This is a genomic window from Mesorhizobium sp. LSJC280B00, from assembly GCF_000502835.1.
GTDB lineage: Bacteria > Pseudomonadota > Alphaproteobacteria > Rhizobiales > Rhizobiaceae > Mesorhizobium.
Window position 1 is genome coordinate 45,948 of record NZ_AYVL01000026.1, and the last position, 24,747, is coordinate 70,694.

At 62.2% G+C, this 24,747-nt stretch carries 17 protein-coding genes and 2 pseudogenes; 4 read left to right on the plus strand and 15 right to left on the minus strand.

What is annotated here, in order from left to right; genetic code table 11:
• Positions 1 to 218: 218 nt before the first annotated feature.
• Both X773_RS66930 and X773_RS66935 read left to right on the plus strand, forming a co-directional pair.
• The gene (locus X773_RS66930) at positions 219 to 1,991 is read left to right on the plus strand and encodes an adenylate/guanylate cyclase domain-containing protein (RefSeq protein WP_023679393.1); all 1,773 of its coding nucleotides are present in this window, start codon (positions 219 to 221) and stop codon (positions 1,989 to 1,991) included.
• Positions 1,992 to 2,040: 49 nt separating this feature from the next.
• A complete protein-coding gene (locus tag X773_RS66935) occupies positions 2,041 to 2,991 on the plus strand; it encodes an NAD(P)-dependent oxidoreductase (RefSeq protein WP_023679394.1) in 951 nt (316 codons plus the stop codon).
• Positions 2,992 to 3,456: 465 nt separating this feature from the next.
• Here X773_RS66935 and X773_RS73870 read toward each other — a convergent pair whose 3' ends face one another.
• The 14 genes and pseudogenes from X773_RS73870 to X773_RS67000 all read right to left on the minus strand — a co-directional run bounded on the left by X773_RS73870 (position 3,457) and on the right by X773_RS67000 (position 21,818).
• Positions 3,457 to 4,842 (minus strand): HWE histidine kinase domain-containing protein, encoded by a 1,386-nt coding sequence (locus X773_RS73870; RefSeq protein WP_084641606.1) that lies wholly within the window; start codon positions 4,840 to 4,842, stop codon positions 3,457 to 3,459.
• A gap of 872 nt (positions 4,843 to 5,714) precedes the next feature.
• The gene (locus tag X773_RS66945; RefSeq protein ID WP_051406223.1) at positions 5,715 to 7,067 is read right to left on the minus strand and encodes a hypothetical protein; all 1,353 of its coding nucleotides are present in this window, start codon (positions 7,065 to 7,067) and stop codon (positions 5,715 to 5,717) included.
• A gap of 206 nt (positions 7,068 to 7,273) precedes the next feature.
• Positions 7,274 to 7,966 (minus strand): RNA polymerase sigma factor, encoded by a 693-nt coding sequence (locus tag X773_RS66950; protein WP_023679398.1) that lies wholly within the window; start codon positions 7,964 to 7,966, stop codon positions 7,274 to 7,276.
• Between the two features lie 523 nt (positions 7,967 to 8,489).
• Positions 8,490 to 9,734, minus strand: coding sequence for an allantoicase (alc, locus tag X773_RS66955; RefSeq protein ID WP_023679400.1), 1,245 nt, complete (start codon positions 9,732 to 9,734; stop codon positions 8,490 to 8,492).
• Complete coding sequence (locus X773_RS66960; protein ID WP_023679401.1) at positions 9,731 to 10,510, minus strand: aspartate/glutamate racemase family protein; 780 nt, start codon at positions 10,508 to 10,510, stop codon at positions 9,731 to 9,733. Before X773_RS66960 ends, alc begins: the two co-directional genes overlap by 4 nt.
• A gap of 1 nt (position 10,511) precedes the next feature.
• On the minus strand, positions 10,512 to 11,891 hold the full coding sequence (gene allB, locus X773_RS66965) for an allantoinase AllB (RefSeq protein WP_023679402.1): 1,380 nt from the start codon (positions 11,889 to 11,891) through the stop codon (positions 10,512 to 10,514).
• A gap of 117 nt (positions 11,892 to 12,008) precedes the next feature.
• Positions 12,009 to 13,463 carry a cytosine permease gene (locus tag X773_RS66970; RefSeq protein WP_023679403.1) on the minus strand — a complete coding sequence of 485 codons (1,455 nt, stop codon included), beginning with the start codon at positions 13,461 to 13,463 and terminating at the stop codon, positions 12,009 to 12,011.
• Between the two features lie 215 nt (positions 13,464 to 13,678).
• A complete protein-coding gene (locus X773_RS66975; protein WP_031212538.1) occupies positions 13,679 to 14,590 on the minus strand; it encodes a LysR family transcriptional regulator in 912 nt (303 codons plus the stop codon).
• Between the two features lie 415 nt (positions 14,591 to 15,005).
• Positions 15,006 to 15,482, minus strand: a pseudogene (locus X773_RS66980) (integrase).
• Positions 15,483 to 15,736: 254 nt separating this feature from the next.
• Positions 15,737 to 17,455, minus strand: a complete 1,719-nt coding sequence (locus X773_RS66985) for an adenylate/guanylate cyclase domain-containing protein (protein WP_023679405.1) — start codon at positions 17,453 to 17,455, stop codon at positions 15,737 to 15,739.
• A gap of 114 nt (positions 17,456 to 17,569) precedes the next feature.
• Positions 17,570 to 17,836, minus strand: a complete 267-nt coding sequence (locus X773_RS66990) for a hypothetical protein (protein WP_023679406.1) — start codon at positions 17,834 to 17,836, stop codon at positions 17,570 to 17,572.
• Positions 17,833 to 19,575 carry an adenylate/guanylate cyclase domain-containing protein gene (locus X773_RS0139160; protein WP_031212539.1) on the minus strand — a complete coding sequence of 581 codons (1,743 nt, stop codon included), beginning with the start codon at positions 19,573 to 19,575 and terminating at the stop codon, positions 17,833 to 17,835. The genes X773_RS66990 and X773_RS0139160 overlap by 4 nt, the downstream gene beginning before the upstream one ends.
• Positions 19,576 to 20,004: 429 nt before the next feature.
• On the minus strand, positions 20,005 to 21,099 hold the full coding sequence (locus X773_RS66995) for an S-adenosylmethionine:tRNA ribosyltransferase-isomerase (protein ID WP_023679408.1): 1,095 nt from the start codon (positions 21,097 to 21,099) through the stop codon (positions 20,005 to 20,007).
• Entirely contained in the window at positions 21,096 to 21,818 is a 723-nt protein-coding gene (locus X773_RS67000; RefSeq protein WP_023679409.1) for an SDR family oxidoreductase, read from the minus strand. The genes X773_RS66995 and X773_RS67000 overlap by 4 nt, the downstream gene beginning before the upstream one ends.
• Positions 21,819 to 21,912: 94 nt before the next feature.
• On the opposite strand from X773_RS67000, the gene soxR reads away from it, so the two are divergent.
• A complete protein-coding gene (gene soxR, locus X773_RS0139165; protein WP_245274801.1) occupies positions 21,913 to 22,353 on the plus strand; it encodes a redox-sensitive transcriptional activator SoxR in 441 nt (146 codons plus the stop codon).
• Here the strand turns inward: soxR and X773_RS78435 are convergent.
• Positions 22,328 to 22,444, minus strand: a pseudogene (locus tag X773_RS78435) (cupin domain-containing protein); the annotation flags it as partial. The gene soxR and the pseudogene X773_RS78435 sit on opposite strands and share 26 nt — an antisense overlap.
• A 689-nt stretch (positions 22,445 to 23,133) precedes the next feature.
• On the opposite strand from X773_RS78435, the gene X773_RS67005 reads away from it, so the two are divergent.
• Positions 23,134 to 24,747: adenylate/guanylate cyclase domain-containing protein (locus X773_RS67005; protein ID WP_023679410.1), on the plus strand; the 1,614-nt coding region annotated here is incomplete at its 3' end.

The window sequence follows — 24,747 nt, forward strand, 5'->3', positions numbered from 1 at the left end:
GCCGGAGCCGATCCTAAGCGGTCGCCGGCGACAGGCCTAGGGAACGTCGCAAGAATGACCCGAAGCTGTCATTCCGCCCGTATGTGTAGTAGCTTCTACTGGCTCTGCCGATTGAGGGCTCACATCGGAACGCCCGACTACCCTGACTCAGGGCGCTGGTTATTGCGTAATTGACTGGGCTCCAAGGTGGAGCTGTCACACGTGGGAGGAGTCCGGGCGTGGTCGAGAGCGCCGTGCAGCGCCGTTTGGCGGCCATACTCGCTGCCGATGTGGTCGGTTACAGCCGGCTCATGGGCCATGACGAGATTGGCACGCTGGCTACGTTGAGGGCGCTGCGGGCCGAACTGGTCGATCCAAAGATCGTCGAACACAACGGCAGAATCTTCAAGGCGACCGGCGATGGGGTTCTGGCCGAGTTCCCCAGCGTTGTCAACGCCGTTGCCTGTGCGGTCGATATCCAGCGGCGGCTGGAGGTGCGCAATGCCGACATGCCAGAGGACCGCGCGATCCGACTGCGGATCGGGGTCAACCTGGGCGATGTCATCGTCGAAGGCGAGGACATCTTCGGAGACGGAGTGAATGTAGCGGCGAGGCTTGAGCGCGTCGCCCCGGCCGGTGGCGTAGCGGTGTCGGGCACAGTGCGTGACCACCTGGGCAATCGGCTCGATCTGCAGTTCGAGGATATGGGCGAGCATGCGCTGAAGAACATCGAGCAGCTGGTGCGCGTGTGCCGAGTGCGCCTAGCCGATACCTCTGCGTTGGCGCGTCGCGCGTTGTCGCTGCCCGATAGGCCGTCGATCGCCGTCTTACCGTTTGTCAATATGAGCGACGATCCTGAGCAGGAGTACTTTTCCGACGGCATCACAGAGGACATCACCACCGAACTTTCGCGCTTTCGGTCGCTGTCCGTGATCGCCCGCAATTCCTCGTTCACCTACAAGGGACGGACGATGAAGATCGCCGACGTGGCACGCGACTTAGGCGTGACCTACGTACTCGAGGGAAGTGTTCGTCGCGCCGGGAATCGTATCCGCATCACCGCGCAGCTCGTCGACGGTGAGACCGGCAGCCACATCTGGGCGGAGCGCTATGATCGAGAAATTGCCGATATGTTTGCGGTTCAGGACGAGATCACCCAGAGGATCGTGGGCATGCTGGCGGCGGGCCTCGAAGACGATTCCCTAGAGCGCGCAAAGCGTAAGCACCCGGAAAACCTCATCGCCTATGATCATTGGTTGCGCGGCAAACGCCTCTTGTGGACGGTGGGTCAGAACAATCTTGAAGCTCGCCGACACTTCGAAAAGGCTGCTGCCACCGACCCAAGCTTTTCGCGCGCCTATTCCGGCTTAGCGGTGACCTACCAGATGGAAGCGCTTGATTTGTCGACTGCGGCAGAAGGTAGAGGCGCTTATGACATGGCCTTCGATTCGGCCGAACGGGCACTCGAGCTCGATGAAGCCGATTATCAAGCTCACATCGCGTTGGCATGGCCTTGCCTCTATCGCGGCGACTATGAGCGCATGAAGAAACATGTAGATCGAGCCATCATGCTCAACCCTAACGATGCCGACAGCCTCGCCAATGCCAGCTACATGCTCGCCATGTATGGAGAAGGGGAAAAGGCGGTTGCCTGCAGCGAAGCGGCAATGCGTCTCAATCCACGATACCCCGATTGGTATATCGCCTTTCAGGCGACTGCCCTGTTTACCGCTAGGCGGTATCCCGAGGCCCTAGCCGCGCGTATCAGAATACCCGACTACTTTATCGATTCGACTTTTTTTGGGGCGGCTATGCTTGCCAAGCTTGATAGGCTTGCCGAGGCAAAGCTGTGGGCGGAAAGAGCAGTTGCGAGGCTGAAAGGTAGGCCAGGGGGCGTTGAGCACGCAGCCAAAGGATGCATCCAGCTTCTGCTCGACAACAACCCATTCCGCCTTCAAGAAGATCGTGATCACTTCGCAGAAGCGATGCGCATGGCCGGCGTGCCCGGATAGCCGCTTCGATCCATTCCGAGTGATCTGTGTCGAAGAGAGTGGCTAAGACATGGTGGTAAAAACGCTTACTTTGCTGATGGTGAATTATTATCCCGACTATATCGACGCGGGTGAGTGGGCGCGATCTCTCAAGGCGCGCGTTTCAGGCCTCGACTTCCGCTTATGGCCTCATCAGGGCGATCCCGGCGACATTGACTTGGTGCTAATCGATAAGGGTACGCCGCCCGGGTTCTTTGAAGGTATGACGCAATTGCGTGCAGTAGCCTATCTCGGCGCGGGTATAGACGGCTTGCGACTGGGCGAGCTGCCTGCAGGCGTTGGTGTCGTGCGTCTGGCGACCCGCGAACTGGCCTCGGAGGTTGTACAGTACATTCTTCTTAGAGTACTGTGCCGGCAACGCCATGTCGTTGAATATGCGGTCCAACAGGCCCTGAAGGCATGGCGCCCGATCGCGCCACGGAAGATCAGCGAGACCAGCATCGTCATCCTCGGGGCTGGGCGTATCGGCGGATGGGCCGCGCGGCTCTTCGCCGAACTGGGCTATCGCTCGGCGGCATGGTCCCGCAGCCCTAAGCAAATCGCCGATGTCACCTGTTACGCCGGTGCCTCAGCGCTTAAGGAGGCCTTGGCTGAACGAGACTTCGTCGTCTGCGCCCTGCCGCTGACCACCGAAACGCGAGGAATACTTAATTCCGAAACTTTCCGTCTGATGAAGCGCGGCGCTTACCTCGTTAATGTCGGACGCGGAGCACACGTCGACGAGGCCGCTCTTCTGCATGCCATCGACACTGGGCAACTGTCAGGCGCTTGTCTCGATGTTTTTACCTCGGAGCCGCTCCGCCACGCGAGTCCGCTATGGGCCTATCCGAAGGTGACCATCACACCACATGTGGCAAGCTACTGGGTCGATTCAGGGATAGCGCAAGTCGTAGATCTGTGCGAGCAGATGAAGTTGGGAAATGACATCGCCAATCTTGTAGACCTTGAACGGGGCTACTAGCTAGGTGCAGCCTAAGAATCCACTCTTAGTCCGTTAATGGCCCAAAGCCGTCGTCCGGCAACTGCGCATTAGACTGCCGCTCTCCACACCCTCTAGCGACGTTGCCGCCGTGCAGCGGCAATGACCGGTTCGGGTCAGTGCTTGCCTTAGAAGTTCTCGAACGAAGGGCAGAGAAGGGTCGGAACGTTGCAATTCGTCTCATCGATGGGAACGAGCAAGTGGCGCCATTTGCTGACCTTCATGGCGCATCTACAAACCTGCCGTTGGCGCTATGACTTGATGCGAACTCCCATGGGCCGAAACGACCGCTGCCCAGGGTTCCGCAGTCATTCCTCCCATCGCCCCCGGCGGAACCCGTTCGATCCAGACCGGTTGCTATGCCAGCATGCAGAACCGCGGCCTGACACCATCATGTGGATATGGGATTTGGCGCAGTCCTCGCAGCCTCGACATGTCCGCGCGGTATTAGAGCTGGAACTCAGCCGAAAATTCAGCTCCATCAGGATGCAGCGTAAGCCGGGAGCTGCCCTTCAGGGTGTGGCGGAACGCTGCCTCCAGGACGCGGGAGCCGTAGCCGGTGCGGCCGGCGCTGGTTATGATCGGGCAACGTTCCCGCCAGCGAAACATTACACGCGTCGCGCCCCCTTCGCCCGCCTGCACCGTCCATTGAATGTCAATTCGCCCCTCAGGCGAAGCAAACGCGCCATGCTTGACTGCGTTGGTGGTGAGTTCGTGAACGGCCATTGCGAATGCCTGGACCGCATCTTGCGGTAGCGCGATTGCGGGGCCGTCGAGATTGAAATTCCCACCTTCCCGTCCGCCATGCGCCTGCAGCTCCAGCCGCAGAATCTCGGACATATCAACACTTCCCCTCGGCGCGCGCACCAACAGATCCTGCGTGCGTGCCATGGCACCGAGCCTGCTCTCGAAGGCTCGGCCGAATTCCTCAAGCGAACCGCTGTCGCGCAGCGTTCGTCTTACCAGCGCATCGACGGTGGTGAGGACGTTCTTTATCCGGTGATGGAGCTCGCCAACCTGCGTTTCCCGCTCCTTCTCCATGCGGCGCTGCTCGGTGACGTCGCGGATCGCCAGCAGTATGAGGTCGAGGTGGTCGAGGCGTCGCCCGTTGAGGAGCATGACGCGGCGGCCGACGTGCTCAAAATCATGCTCCACTTCCACATCATCGAAGGCGTTGTTGTTGGGCAGGACGTTCTCAAGCAGCTCTCTCAGACGCGGGATGTCCCATTGCCGATTGCCGAGCTCGTAGATCAGCCGGCCCTTAGTGTCGTCAGGAGACACCTGGAAGGCGTCATAGAAGGGCCGGTTGGCGCGAACCACCTTCAGGTCCCAATCGAGCACCAGGAGCGCCTCCCGGGTACTGTCGATCAGCTTTTCCCCGAACTCGACGTAGCCTTCGAGTTCGAACCGGGCCTGTTCGGTCTCGGTGCGATCTGAGATGACCAAAAGGATCAGTTCAGGGCGGTCGCCCTCGGGCGGCAGCCGCCTCGCGTTCAGGATCATGATCCTTTTGCCGATCTCCGGGAACTTATGCTCTAGCCGGTAGTGCTCCACTACCGACTGCTGCGGCAGGATCTCTTCCAGGAGCCGACGGAGCTCTGGGATATTCCACTGGCCATTGCCGAGTTCGTAGAGCAGGCGCCCGCGGGTCTCTTCGGTGTCGACCTTGAACAGCGTATAGAACGCCGAATTGGCTTCCTCGACCGTGAGGTCGTCTCTTAGGACCAGCAGCGGCTGATCCATGGTCTGCAAGATCGCTTCGGCAAGGCCAGTTGAACCGAGATTGTACAACCGGGGTGGCCTGCTTTCCCCCGAGGATTTTTGGTTGCCCATTCGTTACAATGAACAGCAGATTGAGCTAGAGTCCAGTTGGTAGCTCCTTGTGAGCCCCACTTGATCGGAAACAGAAGGAATGGCCTCTTTCTAACATCAACCGGTCTGCGGCACGCGCAGCCAGAAAGTCGGCTCGCCGCCCAACCGCGACGAAGAACGCTCCGCGGCTGTACGGCAGAACGAATCCTTCGGCCGGCTCGGTCGCGCCATGCGCGGACGTCTGCAGTGGACTCACTGAAGATCGCGATCCGGCCTCTTCTCGGATGTTTGCCCAGCAAGATCAGGCGAATTGATGATCCATTTCCTGACAGCGATCCCACGAGAATGTCGTGATCAAAAGCTACCAGGAACGGGATCAACATTGGTTGGATCGGTGTGGGCCGCGATGTTGGACGTGCACTGCGGATTTCGGGCGGAATACACGTTTCGCTGCGCCCATGTGATTCCTTGATCCGTTTCCAACGAGGTTCCCCTGCCGCTGGTTTCCGACCGATCAGGCTGGCCGCGGTTTGTAAAAGCGGCACCAGCCATCAGGGCTGATTTCGCCCGCAACGATCTCGCATGCATTCGGCTCCAGGAAATGGGCGCACCCTGCGCAGCGGCGACCTTTGTCTGGAACATCCTGATAGAGTGCCAGAGGCTTTGGCGTTATTCCGGCGCCACGCGCCGCAGGCTGGCCCGTCATGCAGGAAGCAAGCCCGCCTCCACCGGCATGGCGACGCCGGTCATCGCTACCTTCAGAAACTTTCGACGAGACAGCGTCTGGCTTGGCACGCTGTGTGCCGACCAGCGATTTGCCTCACTACGATCACCGTTCATAACCTTTCCTCCCAATCGACATCCGAGGAACGCCGACGCCGTCAAGTGCTGGGTCAAATCGACTTGAGGTACTCGATCAGATCACTCTTTTCCTGATCGGTCAGATCAAGGCCCAGATGGTCGTCATAATGCTTGATGACGTCATTGAGGGTGGCGAACCGCCCGTCGTGGTAGAAACCGCCCTTGTGGATTTTTTCCGTGTTCCAAAGTGCACGCAACGATGCCGTCCTGTAACGCTCGTCCGGGGATCGCATCGCCTGGAAATCGTCGATCCCGATCTCATCGGCCGTATGCAGGTTCCATCCCGGCTCGGTGAATAGTGGCGGCACGTGGCAAGTGCCGCATTTGGCCTTGTCGTTGAAAAGTGCCTCGCCTTTCTCCGCCGCCGCACTGTCGAAGGCGCCCTCGGGCGGCTTCGGGGTCGGCAGCGAAAGCTGATAGAAGTGAAGCGCCGGCAGCTTCGCCGTGATCCGGTCTTCCTCGTCCTGCTTGTGGCCCTGTTTCGTTCTCGCTGCGACCGGATACTTCTCTGTATCGTCCAGGCGCAGATCGTAGAAAACGCCTTTGCCGTGCATTTCGAGATTGCCGACATAGGCGTTCCAGTAGCTCACCGTGCCCCAGGCTCCGGTCCATGTATGATTGTTCACGCCGGCCAATCCGAAGGCGGGTGGATTGAGCGTGGCGGCCGTCTTGCCGTCCGGCCGGAATGCCTTGCCGTCGAGGTTCAGTTCAGCATCGAATTTGCCAGGGCCCCATGCTTGCACCGCCTTCTTCACCTCCGCTTCGGATATCTGCAGCATTTCGGTGAACGCCGTGAGGTCAGGCGCCAATGCAACGACAGCGCCTATATTGAGGTCGCGGTTCGGCCAGCCGTCCAGCCTATGCCCGATCCCTGGCGCATATGCGTCGTCAACGGTCGAATGGCACACGGCACATTGTATGCCGACCGAAGTCAGCGTCTTTCCGTCCTCGGCGAAGAACCCGGTGACCCCGACAACGGCATTGGCTTTGAGCAGGAGAAGCGTGCTTGCAGGATCGGTAAGGTCGACCTCACCTTTGTCGAGAGCTGCAGCCACATCCTTCGGAATTGCATTGACATCGACCTTGAGGCCAAGTTCGAGAGCCATTTCCGGACTGAGGCCAGGTCCGACCCCGCCCAGTTTCTCCCCGGCGATCGCCTCATGGAGCTTGAGCTTGCCGCCCCAAAACTCCTCGCTACCAAAGGTATCGAAACGGAAAGTCTCGCGACCTTCCTTGAGATATCGTTTGGCCTGCTCGGCCGCGGCGGCGTCAAAATCCTTTCCACTGACCGATCCTTTTGCGCCCGTCTGGGCAGCGGCCGGAATCAAAGCCGCGGAGACCAGAATGACCAAGGAGACACCAATACGATTGAACCGTGCTGACACTGCCTTGTCCTCCCGAACATTGTTTTCCAGTTGGTCTACCCGTTCGGCGACGTCCCGATTGCGTGGCTACCGAATCTGGCTGACAATATTGGATGACCGAACCGTCAAAACGTTCCCGCGTCCGGCGCGAAGACCGATCGATCGATAGAGCATGGACCTTCTGCCGGCATGGGAGAGAGAGGCGCAGAAAGACCTCCGTCACGCAGTCAGGCTGGAAAACGAAGGCGATCTATAACGGTGTCGATTAGTCGCTCGCAGCGTCGGCCCTTGAAGGGGAAGGCATTGAGCAGCACGGGGCCAATCTGCTCGTCTAGCTCTTGGCGAAGGAGACGGCGAGCGCGATGGAGCCGCGTCCGCACTGTCTCGGGACGCACGCCGAGCAGTTCCGCTGTCTCGTCATTAGAGAGTCCTTCGATTGCTCGGGCAATAAGAACAACGCGGTAGGCGGGGGGCAGCCTATCGGTTGCCTGTTCGACCAAGCTCAGGATTTGTCGTTGCGCCACCGTTCGCTCTGCGTCCCCGGAATGCTTGTCGAGAGCAAACTGTATGACTTCGGCATTGGCCCGTGCCGCGGATTTTGCAAAAGCTGCCGCGCGCCGACTCCTTCGCAAGCGTCCTAATGCCTCGTTGACGACGATCCTGCAGAGCCATGTCGACAATGCCGATTCTCCTCGAAACTCGGCAAAGTGGGCGAAGGCGTTGACATAGGCTTCCTGAACGATGTCCTCGGCTTCGCTGTCGTCGTCGGCCAATCCACGCGCGATACGGTAGAGGCGCTGGTTGTGCATCTGCATGATGGTTCGTAATGCGTCCGCGTCGCGCGCCAACGCGCGGCGGACCAGTTCCACATCCTTGGAATTGCGCCCGTCATCGCCCCTGTCGATGCGTGGGTCGGACATGACAACTTATCTAATCACCAATTCGGTGCCGTCACAGCAAAAAAGGTCCTAGTCGACTCTTTCATCAGTGGAAGGCAACAGGCAATCAAACACAGCGGCGAGAAGCAAGCCGACGGCGCCTATCATGCCGACGATGCTATGACGCTTCATTACCCGCCCTCCAAGCACAGCGTCCATCAAATGCCGGCTTTCCGGCTAAGAGCAGTCATACGCGCTTCTAGGAAATGAAGGTCGCCTTCGGGTCAATTCCTCCGGTTCTCGAACAGGAAGGTTGCGCCAGCTCCGGTCCTTGATCGGCATTAGAGCCAAAGGCCATTGTGAGAGCGAAAAGCTGACGTTCTTACTTGTTGGACGACAAACTGCCAGCATATTCCGTCAAATTAACTCTCTAGTGCCGACCATGGGCTTTAGATAATCCGAAGCGAAACTCCATCGCCGCGAAAAGAAGCCGCCGCAGCGCCGTCAGCATTTGCTTGCCAGTCCACATGTTTTGTTCCCCAATGGCTGCAGGATTGAGGCCCCTTCAGGCCGCATCTGCCGTTCCGTCCAGCATTGCCTTCAGCATCGCTGCGTCGCTGAACGAACCGATGGCTTGTGAGGTCAGTGGCCGCATCGCCGCCACCTTCTCAGCCACATCGGCCGAAACACCTTGCTCAAGCAGCACGCGCCTGGCCTGGCCGGCCGGCAGCGCGTTGAACCAGCGATAACCCACCCCGCGACGGGCCGCTCGATCGACGCGACCCCAGAGCCTGAAGCGAGAAATGCCGCCATCGGGAAAGGCATCGAGCCGCACAAAAGAGATTGGCGACGCGCCGGCCGGCAACGTGAAGACATGCCGCGTGTCCGGCTGCAGTGGCCGGCGCGACAGCAGGGGCACCCACGCATCCGAGCCTGCCTGGGGCAAGCTGTCGCCGGTCGCGCCGTAAAGCGCGATCTCGGCCGAGGCGTTATATTTGAAATGCGCCGTGTCGATCTCGACCTGCCGGATTGTGCCCGGCAGCGCCAGCCGGATGATGGCATGGTCGTTGCCGTCGTCACGGCGCCGCCGTGTCTCCCACCCGTCGCCCATGTTGCGCGCCTTGTCGGGGCGGTTGAGCATCGCGGCGGAGGTATAGAAACCGTCGCTGCTGGTCACCACCTGGCCGCCATGATCTTGGCTGGCAAGGTCGATGGTCAGCCCGTCGAACAGGCGCGGATCCGGCACGACATGACCGAAAACGCGCAGACGTGCGATGCCGCCATCAGGAAATGCGGAAAGCCGGATATGGGTGAAGCGGCGCCGGTCGGAAACCTCAAAGCGATTGTGCGTGTCGCCCTTGAGCGGCGAGCGCGGCACGATCTCGATCCAATCGGTGTCGGTCGATTGCAGTGCCTTCGGGCTCGGATAACCTTCGACGCCGCACGCCTCGATCCGGCACGTGGTCGGGAAATTGCCGGTGAAGAAGCTGGTGTCGACATCGACAGCGGTGATGATGCCGGCAGCACCTAGCCGGATCAGCGCCCAGTCGTGTCCCGGCTCGCGCCGGCGCTTGGTTTCCCAGCCGTCGACGATCTCGCCGCGCGGCCCGTAATTGCCGGGCACGAAGGCCGTAGGCGTCGGCGTCAGCAGGCTTTCCTTCTCGCCAAAGGATTCGTCGCTGGCCGCCATCACGCTGCCACCCAGCCAGCGCGACGCCAGGTCCACCTCGGCGGCGAAAGTCTCCTGCAGCCCGGGCATCGCATAAGCATCCGCCGCCTCGGTTGCGTTGGTCTTGCCGATCATGTTCATCGATGGCCTCCCACGCGCAGCGCCGGGCCAGTCAGATGCGGCCTGAGCCCCAGCGCCTCCGACAGCGGCCAGCCGATGATGCGCTTGGCGTCGGGCCTGGCGTATGTCGAGATCTTGCTGGTCTTCAGCCCCAGGCCGACAACCGCCTCGGCGAACCGCACGGCGGCGGCGACGCCGTCGATGACGGGCACGCCGAGCTCTGAAGTGATGGCATCCTCCAGACCGGCCATGCCGGCGCAGCCGAGGCAGATCACCTCGGCATGGTCCTGTTCGACCGCCTTGCGCGCCTCCTCGACGATCGAGCGCATGGCGCCGGCGGGATCCTGGTCGACCTCGAGCGTGCTCATACCGTTGGCGCGCACCGAGGCGCAACGATCCGACAGGCCGGACAGCCGCAGCCGGTCCTCGATCGGCGGCACCGAGCGCTGCAGCGTGGTGACGACGGAATAGCTGCGGCCGATCATCATCGCCATATGGGCAGAAGCCTCGCAGATCTCGATCACCGGCTGCTCGATCAGTTCCTGGAGCCCGTCGCGGCCGTGCTCGCCGAAGCCTGCCATGACCACCGCGTCGAAGGGTTCGTCATAGGCGAGCACCCGGTCTATGACAGCCACAGCGGAAATGTAGCTCTCGAAATTGCAGTCCACCGCTTCGGCGCCGAAGAACGGCGTCAGCGTGACGATCTCGGTGCCGGCCGATCCGGCGCGCTTGGCGGCCTCGTCGATGACATCCGACATCGACTGGCTGGTGTTGACGTTGACGAGCAGGATCTTCATCTCAGGCACTCCTTTTCAATTCATGGGTCTGCTCGATGACGCGGACTCCGTCCCGGGCGATCAATTCGCCGCGCGGGCGGCCGAACGGTTCGATGCGGCGACCGCGCAGGAGGGTCTCCCTGACGACGCCGCTCAGCGATTTGCCGGCATATGGCGTCACCGGATGGCGGTGATGCAGCCGAGCCGGATCGACGATGAACTCCTCATCGGGCGCGAAGACCGCGAAGTCGGCATCGCCGCCGACGGCGAGCCTGCCCTTGTGCAGCAAGCCGGCCAGTGCCGCCGGGCGCTCGGCCATCCAGCGCACCACGTCCGCGAGCCAATACCCGCGCCGCCGCGCCTCGCTCCACACCACCGGCAGGCCGAGCTGCAGCGAAGAGATGCCGCCCCAGGCGGCGCCGAAATCGCCTGTGTCCAATGCCTTCATGTCGGGCGTGCAGGGCGAATGGTCGGAGACGATCATGTCGAGCGTGCCGTCGGCGATACCGGCCCACAGCCGTTCGCGATTGCTGTCCTCGCGGATCGGTGGACCGACCTTGGCAGCGGTTTCGCCGTCGCCGATATCCTCTGCTGACAAAGCGAGATAGTGCGGGCAGGTCTCCACGCTGAGCCGCACGCCGTCCGCGATGGCAGAGGCGATCATCGGCAGCGCGTCGGCGCTCGACAGATGCAGGATATGCGCTCGGGCGCCGGTGGCGCGCGCCGCCTCGACCACTTGTGCGATAGACAGGTTCTCGATTCCCTTGGGCCGCGACGCCAGATAATCCCGATAATGCCGGGTGCTGACAGCATGCATGTTTGCCGACGCCTCGGCGCTCTCTGCATGGACGATGAAGATCGTGCCGAGCCCGCTCACCACCCGCATCACGCTTTGCATGTGCTCGGGCGAGATCCCGGGGAAATCGTCAGTGCCCGTGTCGCAGAGGAACGATTTGAAGCCGAGCACCCCAGCGGCGTGCAGCTTCGGCAGGTCGGCGAGGTTCGACGGAATGGCGCCCCCCCAGAAGCCGACATCGACATGGCACTGGCCGTCGGCCGCCACGCGCTTGGCGGCGAGCGCCTCCAGCGTTACCGTCGTGGGCACGCTGTCCAGCGGCATGTCGACCAGCGTGGTAATGCCGCCGGCCGCCGCCGCACGGGTCGCGGTCAAGAACCCTTCCCAATCGGTGTTGCCGGGTTCGCAGATATGGACGTGGCTGTCGACCAGGCCAGGGAGCAGGACGCTGTCGCTGTCGAGCGTGACGGCTTCCCGAGCGCTCCCTGGTGCATCGAACGCGCCGATCCAGACAATCCTGCCGCTGGTAACACCGATCGACACGGCCCGCTCGCCTTCCGGCATTATGGCGCGCGGCGCCCTGATGAGCAGATCGAAGGATGTCATAGCGGTTCCTCCAGGGCATGCGGCATCGATGCCGCGACAGAAGCATTGAACGAAGCGGAGTGCCTAGAGTGAGGCCCGGGAGCCGCTGACGACACCCGGAGTTTTCGTGACTGACCCTCAGATGCTGGAGAAGCCGAGCAGCGCCTTCACATTGGCGCTCTTGTGCACCAGCGTCACGCCGATCAGGTAGACGACCGCACCGGTCAGCCAGGCCTGCAGGGCCGGGAAGCCGATATAGTCGCTGTTGAGCATCGGGATCAGGCCGGCCGTGTAGACGCCGACCAGCGTTCCGGCGGCGAGCGCAACGACGCCCGGCCAGTTGGCAATTCCGAGTTCGCTCCAGTTGGCCACCCGGTACATCGGACGCTTGATGCCGAACAGCCAGGGCAGCAAGAACAGGTCGATTGCCATGATGGTACTGGCGACCGGCACGGTGGTCGAGCCGATGCTGGTTACCAGATTGAACGTATCCTGCAGGTTCGGCAGGTAAAAGGTCAGCACGGCAGCGATTAGGCCGAGGCCGACGACCGTGTACTGGCGCTTCCAGCCGCGAATGCCGGACAGCACGTTCTGCGCCCCGTTGACCGCGATGTAGAGATTGCCGTCCTGCACCGCCCATTGGTTGATGACGATGACGACGATACCGAGCAGCGCGCTGCCGAACATGGTGAAGTTGACGAAGTAGCTGATGCTCGGGCCGAAATCCGGCTGGTTGGACAACGAGGCGATCATGTAGCCCATGATCGGGAACAGCAGCGCGCCGACCAGGTAGGAAATGACGATGGTCGGAATGTTCCACCACGCAGCGCGCCCGGTCTTGGCATAGCGGAAGAAGTCCGGCTCGTTGCCCCAGGTCGACAGGCCCACCATGCTGCCGATGACCATGATCATCCCGGTTTTACTATCAACATGCGGCACCGCCGCCAGCACGTCGCTGGACACGGTGGTGAAGGCCAGGATGGTGGCGAAGACGCCCCACACCAGGATCACCGGGACGGCGACGAACTGGGCGAAGCGCTGCACGCCCTCGAAGCCGAAATAGGTGTTGACGATCATGACGACCGCCAGCAGCGCGGTGATCGAGCCGATCGCCGGCAAGGTAACCAGTCCGCCGGCGATGTCGATGATAAACTTCACCGTGAACAAGTAGAAGGCCATGCCGTTGACGATGAGAAGCAGCGAGACCAGGCCGCTGCCGATGGTGCCGAAGATGCTGCGCGCCATGACCGAGTGGGTCTGGCCGGTGGCGGCGCCGGCATTGGCCGAGCCGATGCAATAGAGGCTCATGACGGCGGCGGCGATCAGCATCGCCACTGTCAGTTCGGAAAGCGTAAGCCCCTGGAAGCGCGCGCCGTAGCCGACGAGCACGGTGCCGAACACCGCCTGCATCGACAGGAATTGCGCCAGCATGCGGAAATTCGAGCGCCGCTTGGCCTGCGGCACGACGGATTCGGTGTAGTCGGCGATGTCCGCCTCGGTGACGGACAGGATGGTTTCGACGCCGTCGGCGATGGCCGGCTGCGTTTCGTTCGGCAGCGTCTGCCGCGGCGATGTCGGAGTTTGCACGGTCATCTCAGATTCCCCTTTGCGAGGTGTTCCCTTGGTCGACACGCTGCTCGCGCCTTGCCTTTACGGCAGCATCAACGAGACCGATGCAATGTCGCCAAGCCTCACAATAGAAAGCCACCCCATCCGCCTTCAACGCCCAAAGATCGAACGCGCCGCATTGACGAAATCAATGCATCCTACCCCTTGGCTCGTTGGTTGAATTTACTTTGCCCGTCTGCTCACCTTGGCCGCAATTGCTCGACGATCTCGGCAATAAACAGTTCGCGCGCCGTGTGGCCGGGGCTCTGTGGGTCGGTCACCACGAACATGTTGGTGCGCGGCACGTTGCTTCCCGACAGAAGCGGCCACAGCCGGCCGGCATCGACATCGGGCTGCGCATAGCCCTCGGGCAGGAAGCACAGCCCGACGCCAAGGACGGCAAGTCGCTTGGCCTCCTCCAGATGGTCGGAAATGCCGGCGATGTTGCGGCCGAGCCCGTGCTCCAGCCGGAACTGGGTCAGTTCATCGCCCTCGTCGGCGCCGGTGAGTACGAAAGCCTCCACGGCCAGATCCGCCGGTTCGATCATGGTCTTGCCGAACAGGGGATGCGGGCGTCCGCAATAGGGCCGGTGGATCTCGGTGAACAGATGCAGATACGCAAGCTCCGCCCGTTTGACCCGCGATGGCGAGATGCCGACATCGATCTTGTGCTGGATCAGCGAGTTGACCACCTCGGTCCACGCGGCCACCTCGACGATGAGTTCGACGGCGGGATATTTGGCATGAAAGGCGGCGATGGCGTCGTCGAGCGCCGGCGCAACGAGGTTGCTGACCAGCATCACCCTGAGATGGCCGCGGATCTCGGCCTTGACGTCCGACAGCCTGGCCGGGATTTCGCGGATGGCGCCGGTAAAATCCCGGCAGCGCTCGGCCAGGATGCGCCCCTCCTCGGTCAGCTCGAAACCGGTCGGGCCGCGATGGCAGAGCGTCACGCCGAGACGCTCCTCCAGCCGCCGCAAGGCGAGGCTGAGCGCCGGCTGCTTGCGGTTGAGTTCCTGGGCCGCCCTGGTGACGCTGCGGGCGCTGGCGATCTCATGGAAGAATTTGAGCAGGTTCCAGTCGAGGTTCCTGGCGAACTGCAGGTCCCGCATTGTCGCATCCGCCTGCTTGCGCCCCAACGCCTTGCCCCCTTGAATGCAGAACCCTTGACGCACCGATGCACGCCATACTTTACCATCCCGAAGCGAAGAATAGTAAGCCGATCAGGTCTGCACTAGCCTAAGCGGTCAACGGGTAGGCGGCAACGTATCCGGAGATCAAAGTATCCGCTTCGTGATGCGCGGTTCTTGAAACGCGCAGTGCAATACAAGCTAAAGCGGGCTACATCGATGAGGTTGAGTCGGCGAGAAGGCGCGCTTGCAACCGGAGCGGAACATTTCAACAATGCCGCAAATTCCGCTATGGGTCCCAAAGCCGCCATCGACCGACTAGCCGCCGAAAGTCCCCACCGGGTCACAAAGCGACGCTTCCAGCCCGCGTCGCTCTGTCCGTTGTCGCAGGTTCATTTCACAGGTCGATCTGTTCAGAGATCGCCAAAGCGTCGTCTACTTCGATGCCGAGATAGCGGACCGTGCTCTCGTATGGCCCAGGAGCAGTTGCACCGCGCGAATGTTTCCCGTCTTCGTGTAGATCTGCGCGGCTTTGGTACGCCTCATCGAATGAGTTCGGTATCGCTTGGGATCGAGCCCGACGCTGGGCGCTGATGGCAGCTCGAGTCTGCTCCGTGATCTCGAATTGTACTGGTCGTCCGGTCTTGCGCTGGACGATTACCGCCCGGTCGCGAAACGTGCCGGATAGTGCCACGTCGCCGACCGTGATCGTGACGAGGTCACAGCATCGAAGTTTGCTGTCTATGGCAAAATTGACCAGTGCCAGATCACGTGCCGCGCCTGACACCTGCAGTCGTGTTCTAATGCTCCAGACCTCGCACGGCTTGAGAGGAGGCTTCTGACCGACAATGTGGCCTCTGTTCCAGCTGGGCATGGTTCTTCTCCACGCCGCCCTCCGCAGCCGCAGCGCTCGACGTGAGCCCGCGAATTCTAGCGTCTCACCTGGAAGCGCTACAAAGGATTCGGTTTGAAAGTTGTTGGTTGTCGGTGCCGATGAAGTGCACCTTCACAATGGGGCACAACCCGCCCTTAACGGACATTGATCGGAACCCACGGCCATCGCCCTCACAACCAAAACGGAGCCTATGTCTGACGAGAGCAAGTAGGCGATCCAAAGCGATACGCCCTTTAGTCGGGAAGGCCAGCCTTGTGGTAGCCTTCGACGAAGCGCTGGAGCAATTCCTCGTCGTCGAATGGCTGCGATGTTGCCCAGTGCCTGATGCTGAAATGGGGATTGCTCATCATGAAGAATTCCGCCTCCTGATGGGCTTCATCCTGGCGCCCGAGCTGCGCGAGGGCTGCCGCTAGCATGCGCCGCGACGTGGTGCGGTAGGTTTCCGGCTTGCGTAAAGCCTCGACCGCGGATTGATAGTCGCCGAGCGCATAGTAGGCTTGGCCCGCCATCCAATAATACCACCCCGGTGGGCGCGGATTGAGCCGCAATGCCCGCTTCACGAATTCGACGCCTTTGACCGCGTCGCCCCTCAAGGTGATGAGATCCGAGCGCATCGCCCAGGCATCGGCATGATTGGGATCGAGCTTGAAAGTCGCCTCGAACTCAGCATCCGATTCCGCGAAACGCCGTTCGTGACCAAGTATGATGCCCAGCACCCAGCGGTTCCCGGCATCGTTAGGGTCGAGCGCCACTGCCCGCTGCGCTTCCGCGAGCGAGCGAGGCTGGTTGGCTTCCTTCGGCTCATCCCAGAACAGCCAGCCGAGCCAAAGATTGAGGGCCAGCCAGCTATGTGCTTCGGCATAGTCGGGATCGAGACCAATCGCCTTTTCCAGGAGCATGCGCGCTTCCCGCGCGCCTAACCCGGTCTGAAAACTGACGCCGCGGGCTTGCACGCAGAGGTCATAGGCTTCGAGACTCGTCGGCCGTTTGCGCGCCGGCCGTCCGGCCAATCGGCCGACTAGGGCTTCGACGATCTTGGCCGTGACCTCATCCTGCACTGCAAAGATGTCCTCGAGGCTGCTGTCATAGCGCTCGGCCCAGATATGATCGCCGCCGATTGCGTCGATCAGCTGCGCATTAACGCGCACGCGCCCCACGGCGCGCCGGGCGCTGCCTTCAACCACATAGCGCACCCCAAGATCACGCGCGGCCAAACGCACATCGACCGACCGCCCCTTGTAAGCAAAGGTCGAGTTGCGCGCGATAACGAAGAGGCCGGCGCAGCGAGATAGGTCGGTGATCAGGTCTTCGGTCAAGCCGTCGACAAAGGTTTCCTGCTCCGGATCGTTGCTCATGTTAGTGAAAGGCAAAACCGCGATCGAGGGCTTATCGGGCAATTCCAGCGATGCCAGTCGGCCGACCGGAGCGGCTCTCGGAAGCTGCAGGTTTACGCGATAGCAGTATATCGGCTCGGCTATATTCTTCACCCGCTGCTCGCCCATAGGCTCGAACGCAAACGCCAGCTTCTGCCTGACTTCCTTGGACACCTTCTCTGAAACGCAGATGCCACTGGGCTCGGCGAGTTGTTGGAGGCGCGAGGCCACGTTCACGCCCTCGCCATAGCGATCGTCCCCTTCGACGATCACTTCTCCAAGGTTGATTCCGATCCTGACTTCGAAGCGCTGGTCTTCGGCGACGCTCGCGTTACGCTCCGCCATGCCGCGTTGAAGCGTGACCGCGCATTCGACCGCATCCACCACGCTGCCGAACTCCGCCAGCAGGCCGTCTCCCATAAGCTTGAAGATTCGCCCGTGTCGTGTTGCGATTTCCGGCTCGAACAGCTCTTTGCGGCCACGTTTTAGCCGGTCGAAGGTGCCCGCTTCATCCGCCTCCATGAGCGCCGAGTACCCGACAACATCGATGGCAAGGATGGCAGCGAGCTTCCGCTCCATGTTGGGCCTCAGTTAGGATTCGCGACACGCAAGCCGCAGGTCAGAGGCGGGTAGGATCGGCGCCTCCGGCGTGCCCTTACCGGCCTTTGATACCACAGATCACGCCTCTTGAGACTATGGATCGCGCGACGCTCCGGCTCTCCTGCCGCAGCGGAATGCAATGTCGGTTATGGTCCGCTTCGCCGCATCCGGCACGATGAGCAGCCCGGCTGCACGATTCAGAGGCTCGTCCCACAGGCGGGCCATTATCGTTTCGCCGCGCTCGGCACCCTTCTGCAGACGCCGCAACGATACGCCTAGCCGGTGCACCGACGGCGCGCCAGCCGCCGGCTTCATGGTTCTCGACAGCCCTTCCTGCCTGCGCTTGCCTCGCCCGGTCATTCCGGCAATCCCGCCTTTCGCAGGGCCGACGCCAGCATTTCCATGAGTTCTGGTCGGACGACGCTCATCCGCACGAATGCGCTGTTTGTCCAGCCCGGCGCGACCTCCAACAGCCGCGAGGCGGCTGCGCGTGCGGCATCCAGGCGGTCGAGATTGACATAGGCTGCGACGAGGCTGGCATAGAGGACGCTGAAGCCGGGCGCTACTTGGATCGCCAGCGTCGAATAGTTCACCGCGTCATCATACCGGCCAGTGAAGAGGTGGACCCAGGCCAGCGCCAGGTACGAATGATAGTTCAGGGGATCGAAAGGACTGAGGCGAAGTGCCTTGAACGCGTGATCGCACGCACGTTCATAGGTTTCGCTGTACATGTGCACCATCGCGCTGAAGCCGTATGCCAGAGCTAAGTTGCGGTTTAGCTTCAAAGCTCGATCGAGAGCGCTGATGGCCCGTGCGTAGTCATGGGTAATCGTGGCGTGAACGAACGCCCCCATCGACAGCGCCTGGGGATCGTCGGCGCCGATCGCCATTGCGATGTTGGCGTGCTTCAGCGCGGCAGCCCTGTCTTCGGGATGGAAGCCTCCGCGCAGGAAGCGCTGTTCGTATCCCCAGGCCGCATAGCCATGTGCGGAAGCGTAGTTCGGGTCGAGACTCAAGACCTCGTTCAGCAGGCGCAGGGCTTCGTTGGTATCGGCCGGCGTGTTGGCGTAGGCATGTGGCAAGGCGCGCAGGAAGAGATCATATGCGTCAAGGCTGTCCGGCCGCTTGCGGCGCGCTCGGTCGATCTCAGCGCGCCGCAGGGTGGGTTCAAGCGTCCCGACAATACTCTCGGTCAATCGGTCCTGCAGGTCGAACACGTCTTCCGCCGCGCCCTCGAACTTGTCTGCCCAAACATGGGTTGCATCTTTGCCCTCGATAAGCTGTGCGGTTATGCGCAGTCTGTCGGCAGCCCGCCGCACGCTCCCTTCCATCACGTAGCGGACGCCAAGCTCTCTTGCGACCTGCCGGATATCGAGCGTTCTGCCCTTGTAGGCGAAAGTGGAGTTCCGCGCGATGACGAACAGACCGGGTATCTTCGACAGGCCCGTGATGAGGTCCTCCACCAGCCCGTCCGTGAAATACTCCTGCTCGGGATCACCGCTCATGTTGGTGAACGGCAGCACGGCGATGGACGGCTTGTTGGGCAACGAAGGCGATCTGAGCTGTTGCATGTCGGCGACGAACCGCTGGCGAAGAACGCGATAGACCGGGAGCGGTTCAGCGATGTTCTTGACATGCTGCTCGCCCATCGATTCGAAGCCAAAGGGAAGCTTCCTTTCGACTTCGCGAGCAACTTTACCGGAGATGTAGATGCCGCCAGGCTCCGCTAGTTGCTGCAGGCGCGCTGCGATGTTGACGCCGTCGCCGTAGCGATCCTCGCCCTCGACAATTACTTCGCCGAGATTGATGCCTATTCTCACCTCAATGCGATCGTTCGCGACGGAATCCGCGTTGCGCTCGACCAAGCTACTCTGCAGCGCCACCGCGCACTCGACCGCATCCACCACGCTGGAGAACTCGGCGAGCAGTCCGTCGCCCATGAGCTTGAATATGCGTCCGTGTCGTTCCGCTATTTTGGGCTCAAACAGTTCCGTGCGTATCGCTCTGAGACGCTCAAAGGTCCCTGCCTCGTCACTCTCCATGAGCGCCGAGTATCCAACCACGTCAGCCGCCAGGATGGCTGCGAGCCTTCTCTCCAAGAATTCTCCTCAAGCAGACCAATCGGCCAAGGATAGCATACGACGGGTCGTGAATCTGGGAATAGTTCACCTGCGGGACGTGGCGTGGCACGGCGGCGATCTGCTCCTTCCGAAGGCCGACGCGGATGACCGACTGCCACCCAACCAAGCCGTTTGACCCGAGCTGGCAACTGCTGAGTAGGCGAAGTCCGCATCGCCTCGATCGCGCCAATTGCCGACCTTTCCGGCGCTTCTCCGAAGCTGACGTTCGCGGTGCGGCCGGAATACCACCGAACCTGCCGACATCATAGCCACGCCTCGAGTAAAGCCTTCGTCTCGAGCCCCTCGCCCCGATTTTGTTCGCGCGATAGAAGCGGCGGTTGGCGATTAAGCAGCATGGAATCGCCGAATTCATGCGCGCGGNCCGGAATACCACCGAACCTGCCGACATCATAGCCACGCCTCGAGTAAAGCCTTCGTCTCGAGCCCCTCGCCCCGATTTTGTTCGCGCGATAGAAGCGGCGGTTGGCGATTGAGCAGCATGGAATCGCCGAATTCATGCGCGCGGTATCGATACGCGATGAAGGCTGCGGAGGCCTTGGCGAGCAGAGCATCGTCGGCAAAGGCGCGCAGGAGCTCGAAATGGCTTTCGCCTGGCTGGTGGACGCCTGTGAGAATCGCATCGACCACGCGAAGCCGCGTGCCCCGCGCGATGCGCCCTGTCGCAATGCCATTTCCGGCACGCACATTGCCGCCGGGATTGGCGGCTGCCTCAAGTGCGCGCACTACGCTCGTGCCGATCGCAATGATGCGGCTGCCGCGCAGCTTCGCCCGCGCGACCTGCGCCGCGGTGCGCCCAGGGATGCGGTATGGCTCGTCGAAGGGAAGGCGCGAGTCGAGCGCGGGATCGCCGGTAGAAGAGACGCCCGCAGCATGCGTGAGGGTTGCAAAGCCAACGTCGTGCCGACGCCAGGCTTGGAGCGTGCGCCAGTCGAGCGCGAAGCCTGCCGACGGCGCCTCGAACGCGACCGGCCCGGCGGCAATCTTCGTCCAAACATCCCACAGTGCCAACGGCTCGGGAACATGCGCGTATTGGATCGGCCGGCCGTAGTGCGCCAGTCCTGCAAGCACCGCTGCGCGGTTGCCTGGGAAGTGCAACTCGAGAAGGCGTGGATGGTCGAGAAGGCGCTCGACGACGGCGTCAAGCGAGCCGAGCCGGAGGCGATCGCCTGGTGACAGCGGAGGCGGAGGCAGCCGGTCTTCCGTGCGCGTGCGGTGATCGCCCGAGCCGAAGGCAATCGCCACGAAACGGGTTGGATCGGGAAGTGACAGCCAGCCCGCCAGGCGGATCTCGATCGCCTCACCGCTTGGGACATGCGTGCCGTGCAAGCTGGCAGGCAAGGTCGCGGCGTCATTGGCGACGACCAGATCGCCGGGGTTGAACAGCGTCGCGAGTCCAACTCGCGGCAGGTCGCGCATCGTGCCGTCCGCCTCGACGACGAACAGCCTGGCGGAGCGCCGATCGGGACGATCGGCGGCAATCATCCATGTGCTCCGGCGAGAAGCGTAGAGCGGACCGGCAACGCGTCGAGCATCTTTTCGATGATCTCGGCAGCTGCCTGCTCGGGGCGCTTCAAGGTCGCCGGATCAGCATCAGGGATCGCGAGCGCGTGCAGTGGGGTGTCCATATCGCCGGGGTCAGGCGCGAGGAGCCGGATGCCGTCTGCTTTCGCCTCCTCGTCCCAAATCGCCGTCACATGGGCAAGAGCGGCCTTGCTCGCGCCGTATGCTCCCCAGCCGGGATAGGCGTTCACCGCGGCGTCGCTGGAAATGTTGATGACCAGCGCGCCGCGGCCCTCGCGTGCGGACGCGGCAAGCGCACCGAACAGGGCTTTCGTCAGCCGGAACGCGCCGACGAGATTGACCGCGAGCGCCATTTCCAGCTCCTCGCACTCGGTATCGGCAAGGAGCGCCAGAGGGACAGGGCCGAGGCTCGACGCATTGTTGATCAGGACATCGAGCCCGCCGAGGCTGGCAGTGACCTGCAACGCGATCGGGTAGATGTCCTCCTTCTTGCCGACGTCGCCGACAATACCGTGCGCGCCCGTCTCGTCGGCGATGCGTTCGACATTCGCGGCGGTGCGGGCGACGAAGGCGACGCACGCATTCATCGCGGCAAGCTGCCGCACAAGCGCCAGTCCGAGGCCGGACGTGCCGCCCGTGACCGCCACGCGAAGTCCCTGAAGTTCGACATTCGTCTGCATTGCCAGTGCTCCTTTAATCCGTATGCCTCTTGGTACAAGTTCAAGTTAACTTGAAGTCAAGCGGGAATTGTGCTTTCGTTCATGCATGGATTCCATGCTGACCATCACCGACGTGGCGCGGCGCAGCGGCGTCGCATCATCGGCCCTGCGCTTCTACGAGGAGCGCGGGCTGATCGCGTCCGAGCGGGCCGGCTCGGGACACAGACGCTACCCGCGATCCGTGCTGCGCCGGATCGCCTTCATCGTCTTCGCGCAGCGAATTGGGCTGACGCTCGAGGAGATCGGCGGCGAGCTGGCCAAGTTGCCAGCCGATCGCGTGCCGTCGCGTCGGGATTGGTCGCGGTTATCGGGCCAGTGGACCAAGCGCATCGACCAGCGCATCGCCGAGTTGCAGCGCCTGAGGTCGGGGCTTACCGAGTNCCGATATGGCAGGACGCAAGGGGCCGGGGCCGAGGTATTGGCTGGGGTGAGTTGGCAGCCAAGTGCGAGACGCTGCGGCCCCGTAAGGTTCAGCGGCGGTATTGTTCGTCGCTGACTTTCTCCATCCGCTCGACGGCCTTGCAATCGAGTGATTCCTGAATAGCAATATGCGACATTGCCGTAGTTGGGGTCGCGCCATGCCAATACATCATGATGATCCAGGAGCAGGCGGGGCGCGTCGAAGAAGCTCGTCGGACGGGCGGCGCAGCTTGTCGCGGCGCGGCCAACGTTCACCATCACATCCTGGTTTAGAACGCAGTTCCGTAGTGATGTCGAGCGGATGGCCGCAGACATGGCCTCGCACCGCGCGGCCGGTGTCTCGGAACAGTAGATGCGCGTCACCCGATCCGGGCTTTGGGATTTTGCGACTAAACGGCAGCAACGAGGGTCATTGTTACGCGTTCGCCAAGCGGAAGAACGCGCCACTTTCCGACCTCAGCACCTCTAAGCGCGAACGTCTGGTGTGATGCCCGATGCGCGCGTTCGTAGGGCCATCTCGCTGTTACATCGCGGTGACAAAAGCACCGCGACGGTGGCGTCAACCGGTTACCAAGGGCAGCAAATATCTCCGGCCTTCTGGGAGTGGCGTGTCAGCGTCCCCAGAGGCTGCGTGGGCGTGTCGCCGGTTGGCTGTTAGCGCGGCGACTGGAACGCTCCACGCCTCGCAAGCGGGATAGCGAAATCTCGTGAAGGCAAGGTCGAGCTGCGTTTTCCGTTCTGTATCGGCGATGGGCGGCGACTGGGAGAGACGGATACCATGCACATGGGGCTTCTGGAAGTTGGCAGGACATGGACGCGGGGCGGCCCGCGTGCAGGCGCTTGGCTGAGCGGTGCAATGACCACGCAGCGTCACCTCGCAGCGATCATGGTTTGCGACGTGGTCGGCTATTCGCGCCTGACGGAGCGCGACGAGCGCGGCACGCTCGAGCGGCTGAAGATCTACCGCAAGGACCTCCTCGAACCGCTGGTCTCTGAGCACCGGGGTCGGATCGTCAAGCTCACCGGCGACGGCATGCTGTGTGAGTTCGCGAGCGTCGTCAACGCGGTGGCCTCGGCGATGGCGGTCCAGCAGGCCCTGGCAGAACACGAGGCGGAGATGCCCGAGGAAGAGCGGATTCGCTTCCGCATCGGCATCAATCTCGGCGACGTGGTCTGCGAGGAGGACGGCGACCTCTACGGCGACGGGGTCAACATCGCCGCCCGCCTCGACAGCATCGCCGACCCCGGCACCGTGGTCGTCTCAGGCACCGCCTACGACCACCTGCAGGGCAAGCTCGACTGCGGCTTCACGCCGCTCGGCGACCTGCGCCTCAAGAACATCGAGCGGCCTGTGCGCGCCTACCGCGTCGAGACCGACGCCGGTGCCTCGGTGGCTGCATCGCCTCCGCTGCCCGCGAAACCCTCGATCGCGGTTCTGCCTTTTACCAACATGAGCGGCGATCCCGACCAGGAATACTTCGCCGACGGGCTGGTGGAGGACATCATCACGGGATTGAGCCGGGTGAACTCCTTCTTCGTGATCGCCCGCAACTCGTCCTTCACCTACAAGGGCCGGGCGGTAGACCTTCGCCAGGTCGGGCGCGAGCTGGGCGTCCGCTACGTGCTCGAAGGCAGCATCCGCAGAGCAGGATCGCGGGTGCGCATCAGTGGGCAGTTGGTGGACGCGATCAGCGGACACCATGTCTGGGCCGACCGCTTCGAGGGCGACGTGAGCGATATCTTCGACCTGCAGGACAAGGTGACCGAGAGCGTCGTCGGCGCTGTCGAACCGAGCATCCGGCTGCAGGAGATCAAGCAGGCGCGCATGAAGCCGACCGACTACATCGGTGCCTACGACCTCTACCTTCGTGCGCTGCCGCGCTTCTACAGCATGACGCGCGAAGGCTTCGCCGACGTGCGCCGGCTCACCAACGAGGCGCTCAGCATCGACCCAGGCTTCACCCTGGCGAAGGCACTCGGTGCCTATATCCGCAGCCTGTCGGTGAGTCAGTGCTGGCACGAGCCCGACGATATCCGCGTCGCCGTGCGCATGGCTCGCGAGGTGCTGGCGGACGCGCGAGACGACCCGACAAGCTTGCGTTTCGCCGCGCAGGTGATCGCCTACAGCGCCAAGGATTACGAGACGGCGCTGGACACGATCGAACGGTCCCTGCTCCTTAACCCCAATTCGGCGCAGGGCCATACGGGCAGCGGCTGGGTGAACGCCCATTCCGGCCACCCCCTCGTCGCGATCGAGCACTTCCACAGGGCAATGCGGCTGAGTCCGGTCGACCCCGAGAAGGGCATCGCGCTCTCCGGCATCGGGATGAGCTACCTGATGCTCGAACGCTACGAGGAAGCGCTGGTTTGGGGAGAACGAGCGCTGCGCGAGATGCCGAATTACGGCTCCTCGCACCGGGTGGTGATCATGGCGCTGGTCAAACTCAACCGGCTGGACGAAGCGCAGGCG

Coding starts and splice junctions, on each gene's coding strand:
- X773_RS66935 (WP_023679394.1), top strand. CDS start 2,041: ATGGTGGTAAAAACGCTTACTTTGCTGATGGTGAATTATTATCCCGAC.
- alc (WP_023679400.1), bottom strand. CDS start 9,734: ATGAACATGATCGGCAAGACCAACGCAACCGAGGCGGCGGATGCTTAT.
- X773_RS67000 (WP_023679409.1), bottom strand. CDS start 21,818: ATGCAGACGAATGTCGAACTTCAGGGACTTCGCGTGGCGGTCACGGGC.
- X773_RS66950 (WP_023679398.1), bottom strand. CDS start 7,966: ATGTCCGACCCACGCATCGACAGGGGCGATGACGGGCGCAATTCCAAG.
- X773_RS66960 (WP_023679401.1), bottom strand. CDS start 10,510: ATGAAGATCCTGCTCGTCAACGTCAACACCAGCCAGTCGATGTCGGAT.
- X773_RS66995 (WP_023679408.1), bottom strand. CDS start 21,099: ATGATTGCCGCCGATCGTCCCGATCGGCGCTCCGCCAGGCTGTTCGTC.
- X773_RS66970 (WP_023679403.1), bottom strand. CDS start 13,463: ATGACCGTGCAAACTCCGACATCGCCGCGGCAGACGCTGCCGAACGAA.
- X773_RS73870 (WP_084641606.1), bottom strand. CDS start 4,842: ATGGGCAACCAAAAATCCTCGGGGGAAAGCAGGCCACCCCGGTTGTAC.
- allB (WP_023679402.1), bottom strand. CDS start 11,891: ATGACATCCTTCGATCTGCTCATCAGGGCGCCGCGCGCCATAATGCCG.
- X773_RS66975 (WP_031212538.1), bottom strand. CDS start 14,590: ATGCGGGACCTGCAGTTCGCCAGGAACCTCGACTGGAACCTGCTCAAA.
- X773_RS66990 (WP_023679406.1), bottom strand. CDS start 17,836: ATGACCGGGCGAGGCAAGCGCAGGCAGGAAGGGCTGTCGAGAACCATG.
- X773_RS66985 (WP_023679405.1), bottom strand. CDS start 17,455: ATGGAGCGGAAGCTCGCTGCCATCCTTGCCATCGATGTTGTCGGGTAC.